A 15047-nucleotide genomic window follows, 5' to 3' on the forward strand; every position below is an offset into this window, starting at 1 on the left:
CACAAAAACATCTGTTGGCCCAAGCCGCTCATCGGACGCCCTCCAGGAAAGCGATCAGTCGGAACGGAAGACAGCCCCTCATTTTGCTGAAGAGCCATATTTTACTTAATTAGCTACATTAATTTCATTGACATAATAGTTTTTCAACAACATAAAAGCCCTCTCCACATAAAGTGGAAAAGGCTTTTAAAGTTACTGTTCATCTTTGTTATCTGTTGTATCATTGCCAACAGCGTTATCTTTATCGTTATCTGTATTGTTATTAGTTAGACTTGTAGATGTTTTATCTCTTTCAAGATGGTTATTAAGTGTTTCCGATATTTCATCAACCGATTCTTGATTTAATTTATAGTAGTAAATACCAGTAGACATATCATCTGTACCTTCTAATGTTAAAGAATCGATACGTGGCATTCCTTGTGTTAAATAAGATAGGAATGATTTCATCTCACTGAATGTCATGTTTGTCTTCATGTTATCGCCAAGTGCTTTAATGACATCATCGTATTTTGCAATAGATTCTACAGAAGAAGCTTTACTGATGATGGCCGTTAAGATCTCTTGTTGACGTTTACCGCGTTCAATATCACTGTCTTGCTTACGCGTTCTTGCGAGTGCCAGTGCTTCACTACCGTTTAAATGCTGTAAACCAGGCTCTAAGTTAATTGCATTGCGATCAAATTCGTCTTTTTCGTGTAAAGTATACGGTACTTCAGCTTCGATTCCACCTAATGCATCAACAACGTCAATAAATGCGTTAAAGTTCATACGAACATAATAATCAATCGGAACATCTAAAAATCCTTCTACGGTCTCAATTGTTGAAAGCGTACCACCATTTGCGTGTGCATGTGTAATTTTATCTTTATAGCCTAAGTTAGGAATATAAACATATGAATCACGAGGGATACTTAGCATTTTAATCGTTTTTGTTTTATTGTTTAATGTTGCTAAAATCAGTGCATCGGAACGAGAGTTTTCAGAACCTTGCCCGCGATTTTCACTATCATCAACACCTACAAATAGGATGGAAACATTATCTTTTACTGGTTTTACTTTTTCCTCACGAAGTGAAGAAACTTCTCGACCCTCTAATTCTTCATGTGCCGAGTTCACTGCATGCTCTGCTTGCTTCGTAATATAGACTGCGTAAGCCGTCACACATATTACTAAACTTGCAACAAGAAGAAGCGATACTTTTATAATTAGGGAAGATTTAGAAGACCTCTTCTTATTTTTATAGTTAGTTCTATTTTTCATATTTGATATATTCTCCTCTGAATTTTGGGAATAATGATGGGATTAACTAAACTTTATTCAAATACATTTAGATATAAACGATAAAATAGCTCAACATTAGAATTATACTATGGATATTTAGTTTTCGACAATTAAAACTATTTATTTCACAACAAATTCGATAAATTGTGCATTTTCAAAAGAAATGGTTGACTGCCCATTTGTCATTTCCGTCACCCAATTTCGGAACTTTTCTTCTTCCTCTTTTAGCACGGATACAATGATTTCGACGCCTTCCAAGTAGCGAATTTCTTCTAATGTATACGAAGAACCTCGAATTTCATTTTCAACTTTACCAAGCCATGTGTAATCAATGGCAATGTTCATAAAATGATGAAGCTTACGTTCAACTACTTGTGCAGCGAGTAAGCCTTCTGTTGTCGCCTTCCCATATGCACGAATAAGACCGCCACCACCAAGCTTAATGCCACCAAAGTAGCGTGTGACGACAACGACCGTATCCTTTAAACCTTGTTTTTTTAAGACTTCTAACATAGGGACGCCAGCTGTGCCACTTGGTTCCCCGTCATCATTTGCTTTTTGAATATGATCATGCTCTCCAATAATATAGGCTGAGCAATTGTGTGTCGCGTTATGATGTATTTTCTTTATGCGGTCAATAAAAGAAATTGCATCCTCTTCTGTTTCTACGCGTTCTATATAAGTAAGAAAGCGAGATTTTGAAATAACAATTTCGCTTTCACCGTATCCTTTTACTGTTAAATAGTTTTCTCTCATCAGTATCAATCTCCTTTTAGGTAGAGTTATATTCTATAATTTTCATAAAGAAAAAGCATTAAATTTTAACTGGGTGATGCTATAATAGGTATAGACTATAGAATATATGAAATTGGTCTATTAAAATAGTAAGTAATCATAAGACATTAGACTGGGGAGTACATTATGTTTTCAACTGATACCTTCGATTTAAAGTCGCTTGATGACATATTTAATCGAATGATAGATACAATCATGAGCTCAAAAGATGATATCTTTATTATAAGTGAACAAAACCGAAGAAATTTCGAAGATATGCAAAAAGAGCTAGAAATTGTTCGAGAACAAGTTTCAATTGTGATTGATGAAGGTGATTCTTTAGAAAAAAGTACCCAGCTTGCTAAGCAAAGACTTGTGCTAGTGAGTAAAGCTTTTGATAAATATACCGAAGAACAAGTTCGAGAAGCATATGAAACTGCACAAGATTTTCAAGTGAAGCTCTCCGTGATTAGAACTCAAGAAAAACAGCTGCGCGATAAAAGAGATGATCTAGAGAGAAGATTAAGAGGGTTACTCGATACGATAGAACGAGCAGATCAGATTGTCAATCAAGTAAATGTCGTTTTGAATTACTTAACTTCAGATTTGAAAAATGTTGGTTTAGCACTTGAACAAGCAAAAATGAAACAAGACTTTGGTATACGTATTATCGCGGCGCAAGAAGAAGAGCGGAAACGTTTATCTAGGGAAATTCATGATGGGCCTGCTCAGATGCTGGCAAATGTACTAATGCGCACGGATTTAATAGATAGAACGTATCGTGAGAAGGGCATTGAATCTGCTTTAGCTGAAATTGTTGATTTAAAGAAAACGGTGCGTAATGCATTAACAGAGGTGCGACGTATTATTTATGATCTAAGACCAATGGCACTTGATGATTTGGGAATTGTCCCGACATTAAAGAAGTACGTATCGACAGTGACTGAATATAATCCTGGTGTTGAAGTTCATTTCCAATCGAGAAGCACCGAAAAGCGTATACCATCAAACTATGAAGTGTCTATTTTCCGATTAGTGCAAGAATGTGTAACTAATGCTATGAAGCACGGGAAATGTAAGGAGATTTGGGTAAAACTTGAGTGGTTGAACAATGCCGTAAATATCGTTGTAAAGGATGATGGTATAGGTTTCGATCCACAGGTAGTTAAAGATCATTCCTTTGGGATTTTAGGAATGAAAGAACGTATCGAAATTTTGGATGGTACAATTTCCATTAAAAGTGAGATAAATCGAGGGACGACGGTATTATTTAAAATTCCGTTATGATGAAGCAATTGTTGGAGAAATTTAGGGGGTAAAGGAAAATGACGAAGATTATTATTGTAGACGATCACCAGCTATTCCGCGAAGGAGTAAAACGTATTTTAGATTTTGAAGATACGTTTGATGTAGTGGCAGAAGGTGATGATGGTGCGGATGTGGTGTCATTATATGCTGAAAATCAACCAGATGTTGTACTAATGGATATTAATATGCCGGGTAAAAATGGAGTAGAAGCTACGGCAGATTTAATTAGTGAATACCCAGATGCAAAGGTTATTATGTTATCAATTCATGATGATGAAACATATGTAACACACGCGCTAAAATCGGGATCACTTGGTTATATGCTAAAAGAGATGGATGCTGACGAAATTGTTGAAGCTATTAAAGTAGTTGCAAATGGTGGATCTTATCTACATCCAAAGGTAACTAAAAATTTAGTAGCGGAATTCCGTCGTCTTTCTGAGCATGAAAATAAAGGGAATTTCCATCAAACAGAAATTCGTCGACCATTCCATTTACTAACAAAACGTGAATGTGAAGTATTACAATTATTAACAGATGGTCAATCTAACCGTACAATTGGTGAGACATTGTTTATTTCTGAAAAAACAGTTAAAAACCACGTTTCAAGCATTTTACAAAAAATGAATGTAAACGACCGCACACAAGCCGTTGTTACAGCTATCAAAAACGGCTGGGTTGAAGTACGTTAATTGCATAACATTAAATTAAAAGCTGTTTTTAAAGGCTACTATATTATGTAGTAGTTTTTAAAGCAGTTTTTTTATGGTCGAACACCTGTAGGTAACGGATCTTGTTAAAAGTGTAGCTATTTAACTTTAGAGATCACTCAATGTGCAACATTTTAAAATCGTAGGCGTCATATGAAAGATGTAGCACCTAAATGTTGAAAATTCACAACAAAATTCCTACAGTAGGATTTATATGCTACAATATGCGCGGGAGGTTTTTTGATGTTAAAGAAAAGTTTTCTAGCAGTTTTTACCTTATTAATGTTAACTGCCTGTGGTAATAAAGATGAAGAGAATAGTGCGGAAGATCGTGCAAAAACGATTGAAGATGGAACTGTTGGTTTTGAAATGGTTGGCGATAATGTAGAAAAAGCTACGAATGTACCAGCAGAAGAAGAAAAAGCAATTTTAGCAGCTTTCGATGAATATATTGCTGCGTTAAATAAAGAAGAAATCAATCGTTATATGCAAACAATAGCGAAGGATCCAAGAGGCTTTAAGTATGATGAAGAGAAGGTTTATGCAACTGAAGCCTTCGATCAATTTGATAGTAAACGTGAAGTAGCAAATGTGACCATTGCGAAATATAAGGAAGAAGAAGCGGAGGTCTTTGCCAATATGACACTCCATTCTCTGCAACTTGAAACAAACATCGAACATGAAAGTGCAGGGCGTCAGGTAACTGTTTTTGTAAAAGAGGACGGGGCCTGGAAGGTAACGAGTGTCTATTATATTGGAGATGACTCTAAATCAACCACCGGCAAATAAGAATAAGACAACCTCTGAGGGATTCAACGCAGTTTCGCAAAGAGGTTATCTTCATTCAGCAGATGAATGTGGATGTGGTCCCATTTCGGAGTTTCCAAACACCTACTGAATGAAGATAATGCCTCTGAATGTAATTACACCAAGGCGAAATTGATACATAGATAATGAATGTGAAAAGAATTACGCAATGTCGTAATTCATTTCACATTCATTTCTTTTTATTGTAAACTATGTAGAATAGGAGAGTGGACATGAATGAGGACAGCAATCGTAACAGATAGTACTGCGTATATTCCGGCTGAGGAACGAGCACGCTTAAACATTCATATGATTCCGTTAAGTGTAAATATTTCGGGGCAATTATTTGCAGAAGAAGTAGATATCACGGCATCTGAATTTTATGATAAAGTACGCGGGTCAAAAGAATTTCCAAAAACAACGCAGCCCCCAATCGGAGAATTTGTCTCTCTCTTTGAAGAGTTGGCAAAAGAGTATGATGAGGTAATATCTATTCATTTATCAAGTGGAATCAGTGGAACATATCATGGTGCAGTTCAAGCAGGCGAAATGGTGGAAGGCATTGATATGTACGCTTTTGATACTGAAATATCCTGTGCGGTACAGGGTTTTTATGTTTTACGAGCAGCTGAAATGGCTGCACAAGGTTGTTCAGCAAAAGAAATACTTGCTACATTAGCGGACATGAAGCAGTATGCCCGAGCTTACTTTATTGTAGATGACTTAGCGCACTTACAACGTGGGGGACGTCTGTCTTCAGCAGCGGCATTAATAGGTGGCTTATTACAAGTAAAGCCTGTGCTTCATTTTGTGGACAAGGTCATTGTACCTTTTGAAAAAATTCGTACGCGTAAAAAAGCATTAAGGCGTGCGGAGGAGCTAATGGCGGAGGATGCTAAAAAGTATGAAGCAATGGACGCTGTTGTTATCCACGCCAATTGCCAAGCTGAAGCAGAAGAATGGCTAGCACAACTAGCTGCAACTTACCCAAACGTTGACTTTAAATTGAGCTATTTCGGTCCCGTGATCGGCACACATTTAGGTGAAGGCTCGTTGGGGTTATGCTGGATAAAAAAATAACCTTAAATAAGAAAGTCTCTACAGAAAAATGTAGAGGCTTTTTTGTTATTTTAGAAGGTATCCGATTTTGCCAGGAGACACGAGAGAATCGCTGATAAACGTGTGGAAATCGCTGATAAAAGATCTAGAATCGCTGATAAACGTGTGGAAATCGCTGATAAAGTCCGAGAATCGCTGATAAACGTGTGGAAATCGCTGATAAAAGATCTAGAATCGCTGATAAACGTGTGGAAATCGCTGATAAAGTCCGAGAATCGCTGATAAATCTGTGGGAATCGCTGGTAAACGCGAGAACATCGCCGCTAAAAGTGCCAAAATCGCCGGTAAACCCGAGAACATCGCCGCCAAAAGTGCCAGAAACGCCGCTAAATCCAAGAACATCGCCGCTAAAGAACTGCTGAAGAAAATCACCTACCTGAAAGGAGCAAAGCAATGGAAAATAAAGGTTGTTTGTTGCCACTTGCATTACGAGATTTTCATGAAGGACGTATTTGGTTAAAGGAGTATTCCCCGTTTTCAAAGGGAGATATCGAGAAAGCGATCCATCACAAACACTTCCATATAATAGAAGGAATTCAAAAAGTGCCACATCTTAAATGCAACCGTTGCCATAATACTGATCCGCAGCAATTTACAACGTTTGATTGTTCGAAGTGCCAGCAGCAATGTATCTATTGTAGACATTGTCTGAATATGGGCAGAGTGGGTAGCTGTACGCAATTGATGATTTGGACTGGCCCATCTGCAATTAGAACAAAAAAGCATCCACTTGAATGGGCAGGACAATTTACTGTGCTGCAACAGCAGGCAGCAAATGAATTACTAGAAAGTGTGAAGGTAAAACGTTCCCACTTGTTACATGCGGTATGTGGGGCGGGGAAAACAGAGCTGCTTTTCCCAACTGTTCATTATGCTTTAGAGCTGGGGTTACGAGTGTGTATTGCTACGCCTCGTACAGATGTAATATTAGAGTTATTTCCACGCTTTCAAAAGGTCTTCCCGCAAACGACCATCCATGCTTTATATGGTGGATCACCGAAGCAGGAGGGCTATGCGCAGCTAGTGTTGGCTACAACTCATCAGCTCTACCGTTTTGAACGAGCGTTTGATGTCATGATTGTTGATGAGGCTGATGCATTTCCGTATACATTTGACGAAACGTTACAAAGAGCTGTACAAAAAGCAAAAACGGAAAACGCACCAATATTGTTTGTCACAGCAACACCTTCACAAAAATTACTTACTGCGTATCAAAATAAAAGTTATTCATTCATCCCGAAACGTTACCATAATCGTCCATTACCAGTCCCTCGATTTGATGCCCTATGGAGCTATGAAAAGAACTTGAAACGAGGAAAAATCCCGCGAAAGCTAAAACAATGGACGGAGGATCGTCTTGCACATAAAGAACCATTTCTATTATTTTTCCCGAAAGTAGAGTTAATGAAAATAGCTACGCCTCTTTTTCAGTTATTAGATGCAAGCATTTTGGCAGTCCATGCCGAAGATCCTGATCGTAAAGAAAAAGTGCTTAAACTACGTCACGAAGAAGTTCCGGGTTTACTCACAACAACCATTTTAGAACGAGGTATTACGATAAAGAATGTGCAGGTTGCAGTTATTGGGGCGGAATCGACTATTTTTACTTCCAGTGCACTTATCCAAATTGCTGGGCGAGTTGGTCGAAATGCTGATTTTGCAGATGGAGACGTTGTATTTTTTCATCATGGCATTACAACTGAAATGGATGATGCTCGTACGAAAATTCTTTATTACAATAAGAAAGGATTTTTGCAATGAATAAAATTGAAACACTGTGCTTATTATGCTCACAACCTCTGCAACCAGTAATTTCTTGGAAAATGCTTTTAACAAACCACTTTCAGCCAACCATCTGTGATAAGTGCTCAGCTCGATTTGAACATTCGCCCACAGCAACAGCACTCTTCCAATACAACGACGCTATGAAGGATTACTTGCATCAATATAAATTTCTTCAGGATGTAGCACTCGCAAAAGTATTTCGGCAAGAGCTATATGCACGGTTCAAAAATGAAAAAGCTATTATTATACCGATTCCTATGCATCCCCTCAAACAAAGGGAACGTACCTTCTCGCATATGGAGGAGCTATTAAAGGCTGCCAATATTCCTTTTATACAACTTTTAGAAAAGACGACAACAGAAACGCAAAGCTCCAAAAATAGAGTTGAGCGAATACAAGTAGCCCCTCTTTTTCGTCTGATGGTTGGTGCACATGTAGAGCATAAACAATATCTCCTTTTTGACGATATAAAAACTACAGGAACTACGCTACGGCATGCCAGCGAGATTTTATTACATGCAGGTGCCCGAAATGTTCAAAGCTTCACATTAATTAATGGATGAAAATGCTAATGCGTCATGTATAATAGATACGAATATATATGATTCGTATTTTACTGTTATTATGCGAGAGGAGGAAGAGTAATGGCAGAGGTTCGCAATTGTCCGAAATGTAATGAGTTTTTTAATTATACTGGGGTTAGAGAAGTATGTCATAAATGCGCTCAATCTGAAGAAGAATTATATCAAATCGTTTATCGCTTTTTACGTAAACGTGAAAACCGTGCTGCGACAGTAGAACGGATTGTTGAAGCAACAGGAGCTGAAGAGGCGCTATTGTATAAATGGGTTCGCAAGGGTCGTTTACAGACGGCGATGTTTCCTAATCTTGGCTACCCGTGTGACAACTGTGGTCATCTAACGACAACAGGCAAACTTTGTACAAAATGCCAAGATGAATTGAAGGCGGATTTACGTACATTTGAAGCGGCGAAAGAGTTCCGTGAAAATGTAGTACAACATGATCGTGCAACATATCACTCAGAACGAAAACGCTAAACGCTTAAAGTGTGTTAATTTTAAACAAAATTAGCACATTTTTTTATGTTTGAAAACTTAACATTATGTGAGACAATCCGAAATAATAGTAAGATAGCGTATTAGATAGGAGGGGAAAAAATGAAAATTACATCTTATGGGGTTAATGCAGTAAACGCCTATAAAAATCAGGTGCGCAATGTAAAATCAGGCACAAACAAGGCATCTTTCGCCGATAAAATCGAAATTTCAAAGGCTGCACAGGAGATGCAAGGAGTTTCAACATATAGCGCCGAGCGTGCAGAACGCGTAAAACAATTAAAAGAAGGAATTGCTTCGGGTGAATATAAAGTCAACGCTCGGAAAGTTGCAGAAGATATGCTGAAATATTATCGTTTCTAAGGAATATCAGAGAGGGTGCTTAGCAATATGTCTGTAGAAGCGATCTGTTCTACACTAACAATGCTAGAAAGAATGCATAAAAGCTTACTTGAACTAGCCTTTAAAAAAACGGAAATCATTACAGCTGGCAATATCGAAGCACTGGACCAATTGCTCAAGGATGAGCAGGCACATGTAGCGGCCATCGACAAGCTCGAGCAACAGCGTCAGAAACAGGTAACGGAATACCTTGGAGCAAAAGGATTTGCTTCAACTGACAAAACGACTGTCGCTAATGTCATCGAGGCTGCTGAACAACAAACTGATAAAGACACACTATCAGCAGTTCGCAATCGATTATTGCAAATCATTAATGACTTAAAAAAACAAAATGATTTAAACCAAAAACTAGTGTACCAATCACTACAAATTGTCAATTTAACATTAGATAATCTACGACCTCAACCTGAACAAATCAATTACTCAGGCAATGAGGTACGCGGCACAAATTCAATGGCCAAAAAATCATATTTCGACTCGCAAGCATAGTTTCTTGCACAGACGCAAGAAACTATGCTTGAACTTATAAACGGTACTAAAAGGAGGAAAAACAATGCGTTCAACATTTATGGGCTTAGAAACTAGTAAACGTGGTTTGTTTACACAACAAACAGCTTTATATACTACTGGACATAATATTTCCAATGCAAATACATTAGGTTACTCTCGCCAACGAGTAAATCTGCAAGCGACTCCTGGCTTCCCAACTGCAGGCTTAAATCAGCCTATCTATCCAGGCCATCTTGGTACTGGGGTTGAAGCAGGGTCCATTCAACGTATTCGTGATGAATTTATCGATCGTCAATATCGCCAAGAAACGAATAAGTTAGGTTATTGGGATTCAACAGCAAAATCAATTGCGCAAATGGAAGATATCATGTCAGAGCCTTCTGAGTTTGGTATTAATCAATCATTTACAGATTTTTGGAAGTCGATGGAGGATGTTATTGACAATCCGAAAGACGCAGCTGCGCGTCAAGTATTAATTGCTAAAGGAAAGTCTATTGCGGAGTCCTTTAATTATATGGATAGACAGCAAAAACTTATCCAAGGTAATATCGGGAATGAAATTAAAGTATCGACAGATAAAGTGAATTCGATACTCAAACAGATTGCAGCCATTAATAAACAAATTCAAGAAGTTGAGCCGAGTGGTTATGTGCCGAACGATTTATATGATGCACGTGATTTGTTAGTAGATGAGTTAAATGAAAATATCCCTGTATCGATTTCAATGCAAAAATCAGGTGGGTTAGCAAAAGATGTAGCGGAAGGTTCTATGACGATTACATATGTACCAGCGGATGGCAGCGCTCCTATTAAATTAGTGGATGGCAGAGAATATGCTGCACTTGCAACGATGGACACAAACAATCAGCGCGTCGATGGTGAGGTAGATGAGCAAGCGACAGGGAGCTATTTTGAATTTAAGGAAATTAAAATCTCTGCTGTTGGTGAACCACCGGGAGATCCAGCAACAGGACCTCATAAAATTGATTACAGTCAAATGGACCCTGGTAAAGGAACATTGCGTGCATTAATTGATGCGTATGGGCATAGCGGTGGACAAGGTACTTATCCTGAAATGCTTGCCAACTTAGATAATCTCGCAAATGAATTTATTACAAAATTTAATGATATTCATAAAACAGGTGTCGGTCTAGACAATAGTACAGGTATTAACTTTTTCGCAGGAACAACTGCAAGAGATTTTAAAGTGGTGATTACTGATCCAAAGCAGGTAGCTGTATCTGATACGGTGGGTGAGGAAGGTAATAACCAAAACATGCGTAAGTTAGCAGAGCTTCAAACACAGGCACAAGCAAACTTAAAGCAAGGTACATTCCAAAGCTATTATAAATCATTAGTAGGGGATTTAGCAGTAAAGGGACAGGAAGCTGAGCGTAGTGCATTCAACTCTAAAACATTGCACTTACAAATTTCTAATAACCGTGATTCAATGAGTTCGGTTTCGTTAGATGAAGAGATGACTAATATGATTACATTCCAGCAAGCATACAATGCCAATGCACGTATGATTACAGTGGTAGATGAAACATTAGATAAAATCATCAATGGTATGGGAAGAGTAGGGCTATAATAGCCACTTGACTGAGAGGAGATAAATTATGCGCGTCACACAATCAATGCTATCGAGTAATATGCTACGCAATTTAAATACAAGCTACAACAAAATGTCTAAATATCAAAATATGTTGGACTCTGGTAAAAAAATTACGAGACCATCTGAAGATCCAGTTGTAGCGGTCAAGGGAATGGGCTATCGTATAGATCTTGATAAAAACGAACAATACCAACGTAATATTCGTGAAGCACATACATGGCTAGATACAACAGATGAAGCACTTGATCAGACAGGCTCTGCATTAAAACGTGTAAAAGAACTTATTGTACAAGCTGCAAACGATACAAATACTACTGACGATCGTCAAAAAATAAATGCAGAAATGCAACAACTTAAGGAACAATTGCGTGATATCGCCAATACAAGAGTTGGTGAAAACTATATCTTTTCAGGTACGCATACAAACGAACCTCTTTATACTGATAAAACAGGCCCACAAAACCCAGCAATTACTACTGGAGGACAAAAGGCGATTGAAATCAACGTATTTGATGGCATCCCAATGAATATTAATACTCCAGGTGCTGATTTATTTAAGGATATCGATGATTTTATGGGACAAGTTACAACACTTTTACAAAGCGGTGCTACAGGTAAGGAGATTGGAGATACACTTGGTTTAACAAGTGGTGGTGGCACAATTCCTGGTTTAGATGCTGTTTATGAAAGTACATTGACTGTAAGAGCAGATGTCGGAGCTCGTCAAAATCGTATAGAGATGATGGAGAATCGATTAGATCTTCAAGAAGTCAATGTAACAAAGCAACTGTCTGTCAATGAAGACACAGACTATGCTAAGACGATTACAGACATGATTACACAAGAATCAATTCACCAAGCCTCACTATCTGTAGGAGCAAAAATCATTCAGCAAACCCTAGTAGATTTTATCCGATAAAATCTACTAGGGTTCTGCCCCGAAAGCGAAGCGACAGGGGGCAATACCAAAGCGTTTGGACAATATGTTCAGACGCTTTTCTTGAAAGGAGAGATGTAGATGAGACTCCCACAAATTCAAATTCATACAACAGATGCTCAAATTGACCTTAATATATCAAAGCCACAACAATATATTAAACAACCTAATGCAACACAGCATATTGAGCAGCCTGCCGCAATTTTGGAAATTAATACAACAAGAGGCGTTTTAAAAATCGATTCTTCACAGGCAAGACGTGATTTAGGTTTAATCGGTCCTATTGAATCAAGTGCAAACTACGCAGAAAAAGGTAAACAAGAGGCTCTGAAAGGAATGGCACGAAGAGCTAGAGAGGGACGTCAAATGATGGAGAATGCTGGTAAAGATCAGGGACGTGCGACAATCCAAAACATCGCGAAACAAAATCATGGTCCACACCGTGTACAATTCAACGTGAAATTTGTCCCATCTATAGGATCGGTTAAAATCGACTATACGCCTGGGACAACGGACGTCAATATCCAGCGTAGAGAACCAATTATTGACGCAAAAGTGAACAAACCAATTCATGAATACACACCAGGAAAAGTAACTGGTACAATGGTACAAAGACCAGATGTCGACATCGATGTCAACATTTAAAGGAGCGCAAGGAATAGATGAAAATTACAACAAAATTTTTAGGTGAAGTCGAAATTGTTGAAAAAGACATACTTACGTTTGAACAAGGACTACTTGGATTAGAAAGTCATAATAAATTCGTACTACTTCCTATCTCTGAAGAACATCCATTGGCATTGTTACAATCAGTTGAACAAGTTGAAATAGGCTTTGTAGTTGCTTATCCATTCGCCTTCAAAAAAGACTATAGTTTTGATTTAAGTGAAGAGGATCTAGAACAACTACAAATTGAAAATGAAAAAGATGTTATAACATACGCCATTGTCACAATGAAGGAAACACTTCAGGACTCTACTATTAATTTACTTGCACCTTTAGTTATTAACATGGATGAAAAATGTGGTAAACAAATTGTTCTTCAAGATAATAAATCCTATCCATTACGCTACCCAATGCAATCGTTGGAAGGAAGTGCGAAATAATGCTAGTTTTATCACGTAAGAAAGATGAATCTATTATGATTGGCGACCAAATTGAAATAAAAATATTAGCAGTAGAAGGTGAACAAATTAAGTTAGGTATAGTCGCACCTAAAACAGTCAAAGTACACCGTTCCGAAGTTTTTGAAGCTATTCAAGCACAAAATAGAGAAGCTTTATCAGCATCATCAAGCTTTTTAGAACAACTAAAGAAAAAATAAAGACTAAATAATTTGGTTGTTTATTTTATAAGAAATATAAAATCGGAATCTATTACATAAAAAATAAAAAAAGTTTTAAAAAACTATTAAACATTTCCAACTAATTACGATATATAGATTGTAAGGTGCAGGAAGTATATACTACCTAATCCGAAATTCCACACGGATGTGGAATAACAAAAACAAACATTCAAGGAGGAATTCCAAATGAGAATTCAACACAACATTTCAGCTTTAAACACACACCGTAACCTAGCTTTCAACAACACTCAATCTTCTAAAAACCTTGAGAAATTATCTTCTGGTTACAAAATCAACCGCGCTGGTGACGATGCTGCTGGTTTAGCAATCTCTGAAAAAATGCGCGCTCAAATCAAAGGTCTTGATATGGCTACTAAAAACTCTCAAGACTCAATCTCTTTAATCCAAACTGCTGAGGGTGCTCTTAACGAAACACACTCTATCCTACAACGTATGCGTGAATTAGCAGTTCAATCTCGTAACGATACAAACGAAGATATTGACCGTGGCTACTTAAATGATGAAATTTCACAATTAAAAGCAGAAATTACTCGTATTGGTTCAACTACTGAGTTTAACGAAAAAACTTTACTTAATGGTAATTTATCTGGTGCTGGTGAAGGTCTTATTTTCCAAATTGGTGCTAATGAAGGTCAAACAATGTCTTTACAAATTGGAGATATGCGTACATCTCAACTAGCTACAACAACAACTGGATTAGATGAGATTTCAGTAGGTAAAGGTAGCTCTGCATCAAATGCAATCAAAGTCATTGATAATGCAATTAAGCGTGTATCTTCACAACGCTCTACACTTGGTGCTGTTCAAAATCGTCTAGAACACACAATTAACAACTTAGGTGCTGCTTCTGAAAACTTAACAGCTGCCGAATCTCGTATTCGTGATACAGACATGGCTGCTGAAATGATGGCATTTACTAAAAATAACATTCTTACTCAAGCTGCACAATCTATGTTAGCTCAAGCAAACCAACAGCCACAAGGCGTTCTACAATTATTACAATAATAATATGTTTAAAGCTCGCATTTCTAAAGAAATGCGAGCTTTTTTGATGTGTGCCCGGAAAGCCAAGGGTTGAAAAGTCTGCAAGTTCGTTACGAAACTTTACGTTATTCATCTTAATTGAACCGCCGTATACGGATCAGTACATACGGTGGTGTGAGAGGTCGGGAGTTAATCACTCCTTCCAACTCGATTTATTAGAGAATTTGACTGATTACGTAATTGATTTAATCGGGATAGGAGTTAAAGGATTTATTTAAACTAGATTCTAGAGAATTAATGCCTATACCGAAATGTTGTACTAACATTCAGGCGAAGTGATTATAATTGTTAGTAACTTTAAACCTTACTCTTT

At 37.6% G+C, this 15047-nt stretch carries 18 protein-coding genes; 15 read left to right on the plus strand and 3 right to left on the minus strand.

Annotation, left to right across the window (positions count from 1 at the left end):
* Nucleotides 1–192: 192 nt before the first annotated feature.
* Together AB9L17_RS03570 and AB9L17_RS03575 are read right to left on the minus strand one after the other, a co-directional pair.
* Complete coding sequence (locus tag AB9L17_RS03570; protein ID WP_068986515.1) at nt 193–1260, minus strand: LCP family protein; 1068 nt, start codon at nt 1258–1260, stop codon at nt 193–195.
* Nucleotides 1261–1401: 141 nt separating this feature from the next.
* The gene (locus tag AB9L17_RS03575) at nt 1402–2037 is read right to left on the minus strand and encodes a YigZ family protein (protein WP_375200105.1); all 636 of its coding nucleotides are present in this window, start codon (nt 2035–2037) and stop codon (nt 1402–1404) included.
* A 165-nt stretch (nt 2038–2202) separates the two neighbouring features.
* On the opposite strand from AB9L17_RS03575, the gene AB9L17_RS03580 reads away from it, so the two are divergent.
* The 4 genes from AB9L17_RS03580 to AB9L17_RS03595 all read left to right on the plus strand — a co-directional run bounded on the left by AB9L17_RS03580 (nt 2203) and on the right by AB9L17_RS03595 (nt 5960).
* On the plus strand, nt 2203–3342 hold the full coding sequence (locus tag AB9L17_RS03580) for a sensor histidine kinase (protein WP_068986513.1): 1140 nt from the start codon (nt 2203–2205) through the stop codon (nt 3340–3342).
* Between the two features lie 38 nt (nt 3343–3380).
* Nucleotides 3381–4055 (plus strand): response regulator, encoded by a 675-nt coding sequence (locus AB9L17_RS03585; RefSeq protein WP_068986512.1) that lies wholly within the window; start codon nt 3381–3383, stop codon nt 4053–4055.
* A 261-nt stretch (nt 4056–4316) separates the two neighbouring features.
* Nucleotides 4317–4862: an AtzH-like domain-containing protein gene (locus tag AB9L17_RS03590; RefSeq protein WP_068986511.1), complete on the plus strand. Its 546-nt coding sequence runs from the start codon at nt 4317–4319 to the stop codon at nt 4860–4862.
* 255 nt (nt 4863–5117) lie between these two features.
* Nucleotides 5118–5960: a DegV family protein gene (locus tag AB9L17_RS03595; protein ID WP_375200106.1), complete on the plus strand. Its 843-nt coding sequence runs from the start codon at nt 5118–5120 to the stop codon at nt 5958–5960.
* A 124-nt stretch (nt 5961–6084) separates the two neighbouring features.
* On the opposite strand, the gene AB9L17_RS03600 is transcribed toward AB9L17_RS03595, so the two are convergent.
* Entirely contained in the window at nt 6085–6426 is a 342-nt protein-coding gene (locus tag AB9L17_RS03600) for a hypothetical protein (protein ID WP_375200107.1), read from the minus strand.
* On the opposite strand from AB9L17_RS03600, the gene AB9L17_RS03605 reads away from it, so the two are divergent.
* The 11 genes from AB9L17_RS03605 (at nt 6393) to hag (ending at nt 14695) form a co-directional block, all read left to right on the plus strand.
* The gene (locus tag AB9L17_RS03605) at nt 6393–7760 is read left to right on the plus strand and encodes a DEAD/DEAH box helicase (protein WP_375200108.1); all 1368 of its coding nucleotides are present in this window, start codon (nt 6393–6395) and stop codon (nt 7758–7760) included. The two genes, AB9L17_RS03600 and AB9L17_RS03605, sit on opposite strands and share 34 nt — an antisense overlap.
* A complete protein-coding gene (locus AB9L17_RS03610; protein ID WP_068986508.1) occupies nt 7757–8347 on the plus strand; it encodes a ComF family protein in 591 nt (196 codons plus the stop codon). The genes AB9L17_RS03605 and AB9L17_RS03610 overlap by 4 nt, the downstream gene beginning before the upstream one ends.
* Nucleotides 8348–8428: 81 nt before the next feature.
* A complete protein-coding gene (locus AB9L17_RS03615) occupies nt 8429–8842 on the plus strand; it encodes a TIGR03826 family flagellar region protein (protein WP_068986507.1) in 414 nt (137 codons plus the stop codon).
* Nucleotides 8843–8962: 120 nt separating this feature from the next.
* Nucleotides 8963–9223 (plus strand): flagellar biosynthesis anti-sigma factor FlgM, encoded by a 261-nt coding sequence (gene flgM / locus AB9L17_RS03620; RefSeq protein ID WP_068986506.1) that lies wholly within the window; start codon nt 8963–8965, stop codon nt 9221–9223.
* Between the two features lie 27 nt (nt 9224–9250).
* Entirely contained in the window at nt 9251–9751 is a 501-nt protein-coding gene (locus AB9L17_RS03625; RefSeq protein WP_068986505.1) for a flagellar protein FlgN, read from the plus strand.
* A 64-nt stretch (nt 9752–9815) separates the two neighbouring features.
* Nucleotides 9816–11363: a flagellar hook-associated protein FlgK gene (flgK, locus tag AB9L17_RS03630; protein ID WP_223552956.1), complete on the plus strand. Its 1548-nt coding sequence runs from the start codon at nt 9816–9818 to the stop codon at nt 11361–11363.
* 28 nt (nt 11364–11391) lie between these two features.
* On the plus strand, nt 11392–12306 hold the full coding sequence (gene flgL, locus AB9L17_RS03635; protein WP_223552954.1) for a flagellar hook-associated protein FlgL: 915 nt from the start codon (nt 11392–11394) through the stop codon (nt 12304–12306).
* Nucleotides 12307–12405: 99 nt separating this feature from the next.
* Nucleotides 12406–12969, plus strand: coding sequence for a DUF6470 family protein (locus AB9L17_RS03640; RefSeq protein ID WP_223552952.1), 564 nt, complete (start codon nt 12406–12408; stop codon nt 12967–12969).
* Between the two features lie 17 nt (nt 12970–12986).
* Nucleotides 12987–13430 (plus strand): flagellar assembly protein FliW, encoded by a 444-nt coding sequence (fliW, locus tag AB9L17_RS03645; RefSeq protein WP_375200109.1) that lies wholly within the window; start codon nt 12987–12989, stop codon nt 13428–13430.
* Nucleotides 13430–13648 carry a carbon storage regulator CsrA gene (csrA, locus tag AB9L17_RS03650; protein ID WP_223552949.1) on the plus strand — a complete coding sequence of 73 codons (219 nt, stop codon included), beginning with the start codon at nt 13430–13432 and terminating at the stop codon, nt 13646–13648. The genes fliW and csrA overlap by 1 nt, the downstream gene beginning before the upstream one ends.
* Nucleotides 13649–13855: 207 nt before the next feature.
* Nucleotides 13856–14695 (plus strand): flagellin Hag, encoded by an 840-nt coding sequence (hag, locus tag AB9L17_RS03655; RefSeq protein WP_223552947.1) that lies wholly within the window; start codon nt 13856–13858, stop codon nt 14693–14695.
* The last annotated feature ends 352 nt before the right edge of the window (nt 14696–15047 follow it).

Source organism: Lysinibacillus sp. RS11 (genome assembly GCF_042019215.1).
GTDB classification, from domain to species: domain Bacteria; phylum Bacillota; class Bacilli; order Bacillales_A; family Planococcaceae; genus Lysinibacillus; species Lysinibacillus xylanilyticus_A.

Bases quoted from the DNA above. Each gene is read 5' to 3' on its own strand.
- AB9L17_RS03570 (WP_068986515.1), bottom strand. From the start codon at position 1,260: ATGAAAAATAGAACTAACTATAAAAATAAGAAGAGGTCTTCTAAATCT.
- AB9L17_RS03575 (WP_375200105.1), bottom strand. From the start codon at position 2,037: ATGAGAGAAAACTATTTAACAGTAAAAGGATACGGTGAAAGCGAAATT.
- AB9L17_RS03580 (WP_068986513.1), top strand. From the start codon at position 2,203: ATGTTTTCAACTGATACCTTCGATTTAAAGTCGCTTGATGACATATTT.
- AB9L17_RS03585 (WP_068986512.1), top strand. From the start codon at position 3,381: ATGACGAAGATTATTATTGTAGACGATCACCAGCTATTCCGCGAAGGA.
- AB9L17_RS03590 (WP_068986511.1), top strand. From the start codon at position 4,317: ATGTTAAAGAAAAGTTTTCTAGCAGTTTTTACCTTATTAATGTTAACT.
- AB9L17_RS03595 (WP_375200106.1), top strand. From the start codon at position 5,118: ATGAGGACAGCAATCGTAACAGATAGTACTGCGTATATTCCGGCTGAG.
- AB9L17_RS03605 (WP_375200108.1), top strand. From the start codon at position 6,393: ATGGAAAATAAAGGTTGTTTGTTGCCACTTGCATTACGAGATTTTCAT.
- AB9L17_RS03600 (WP_375200107.1), bottom strand. From the start codon at position 6,426: ATGCAAGTGGCAACAAACAACCTTTATTTTCCATTGCTTTGCTCCTTT.
- AB9L17_RS03610 (WP_068986508.1), top strand. From the start codon at position 7,757: ATGAATAAAATTGAAACACTGTGCTTATTATGCTCACAACCTCTGCAA.
- AB9L17_RS03615 (WP_068986507.1), top strand. From the start codon at position 8,429: ATGGCAGAGGTTCGCAATTGTCCGAAATGTAATGAGTTTTTTAATTAT.
- flgM (WP_068986506.1), top strand. From the start codon at position 8,963: ATGAAAATTACATCTTATGGGGTTAATGCAGTAAACGCCTATAAAAAT.
- AB9L17_RS03625 (WP_068986505.1), top strand. From the start codon at position 9,251: ATGTCTGTAGAAGCGATCTGTTCTACACTAACAATGCTAGAAAGAATG.
- flgK (WP_223552956.1), top strand. From the start codon at position 9,816: ATGCGTTCAACATTTATGGGCTTAGAAACTAGTAAACGTGGTTTGTTT.
- flgL (WP_223552954.1), top strand. From the start codon at position 11,392: ATGCGCGTCACACAATCAATGCTATCGAGTAATATGCTACGCAATTTA.
- AB9L17_RS03640 (WP_223552952.1), top strand. From the start codon at position 12,406: ATGAGACTCCCACAAATTCAAATTCATACAACAGATGCTCAAATTGAC.
- fliW (WP_375200109.1), top strand. From the start codon at position 12,987: ATGAAAATTACAACAAAATTTTTAGGTGAAGTCGAAATTGTTGAAAAA.
- csrA (WP_223552949.1), top strand. From the start codon at position 13,430: ATGCTAGTTTTATCACGTAAGAAAGATGAATCTATTATGATTGGCGAC.
- hag (WP_223552947.1), top strand. From the start codon at position 13,856: ATGAGAATTCAACACAACATTTCAGCTTTAAACACACACCGTAACCTA.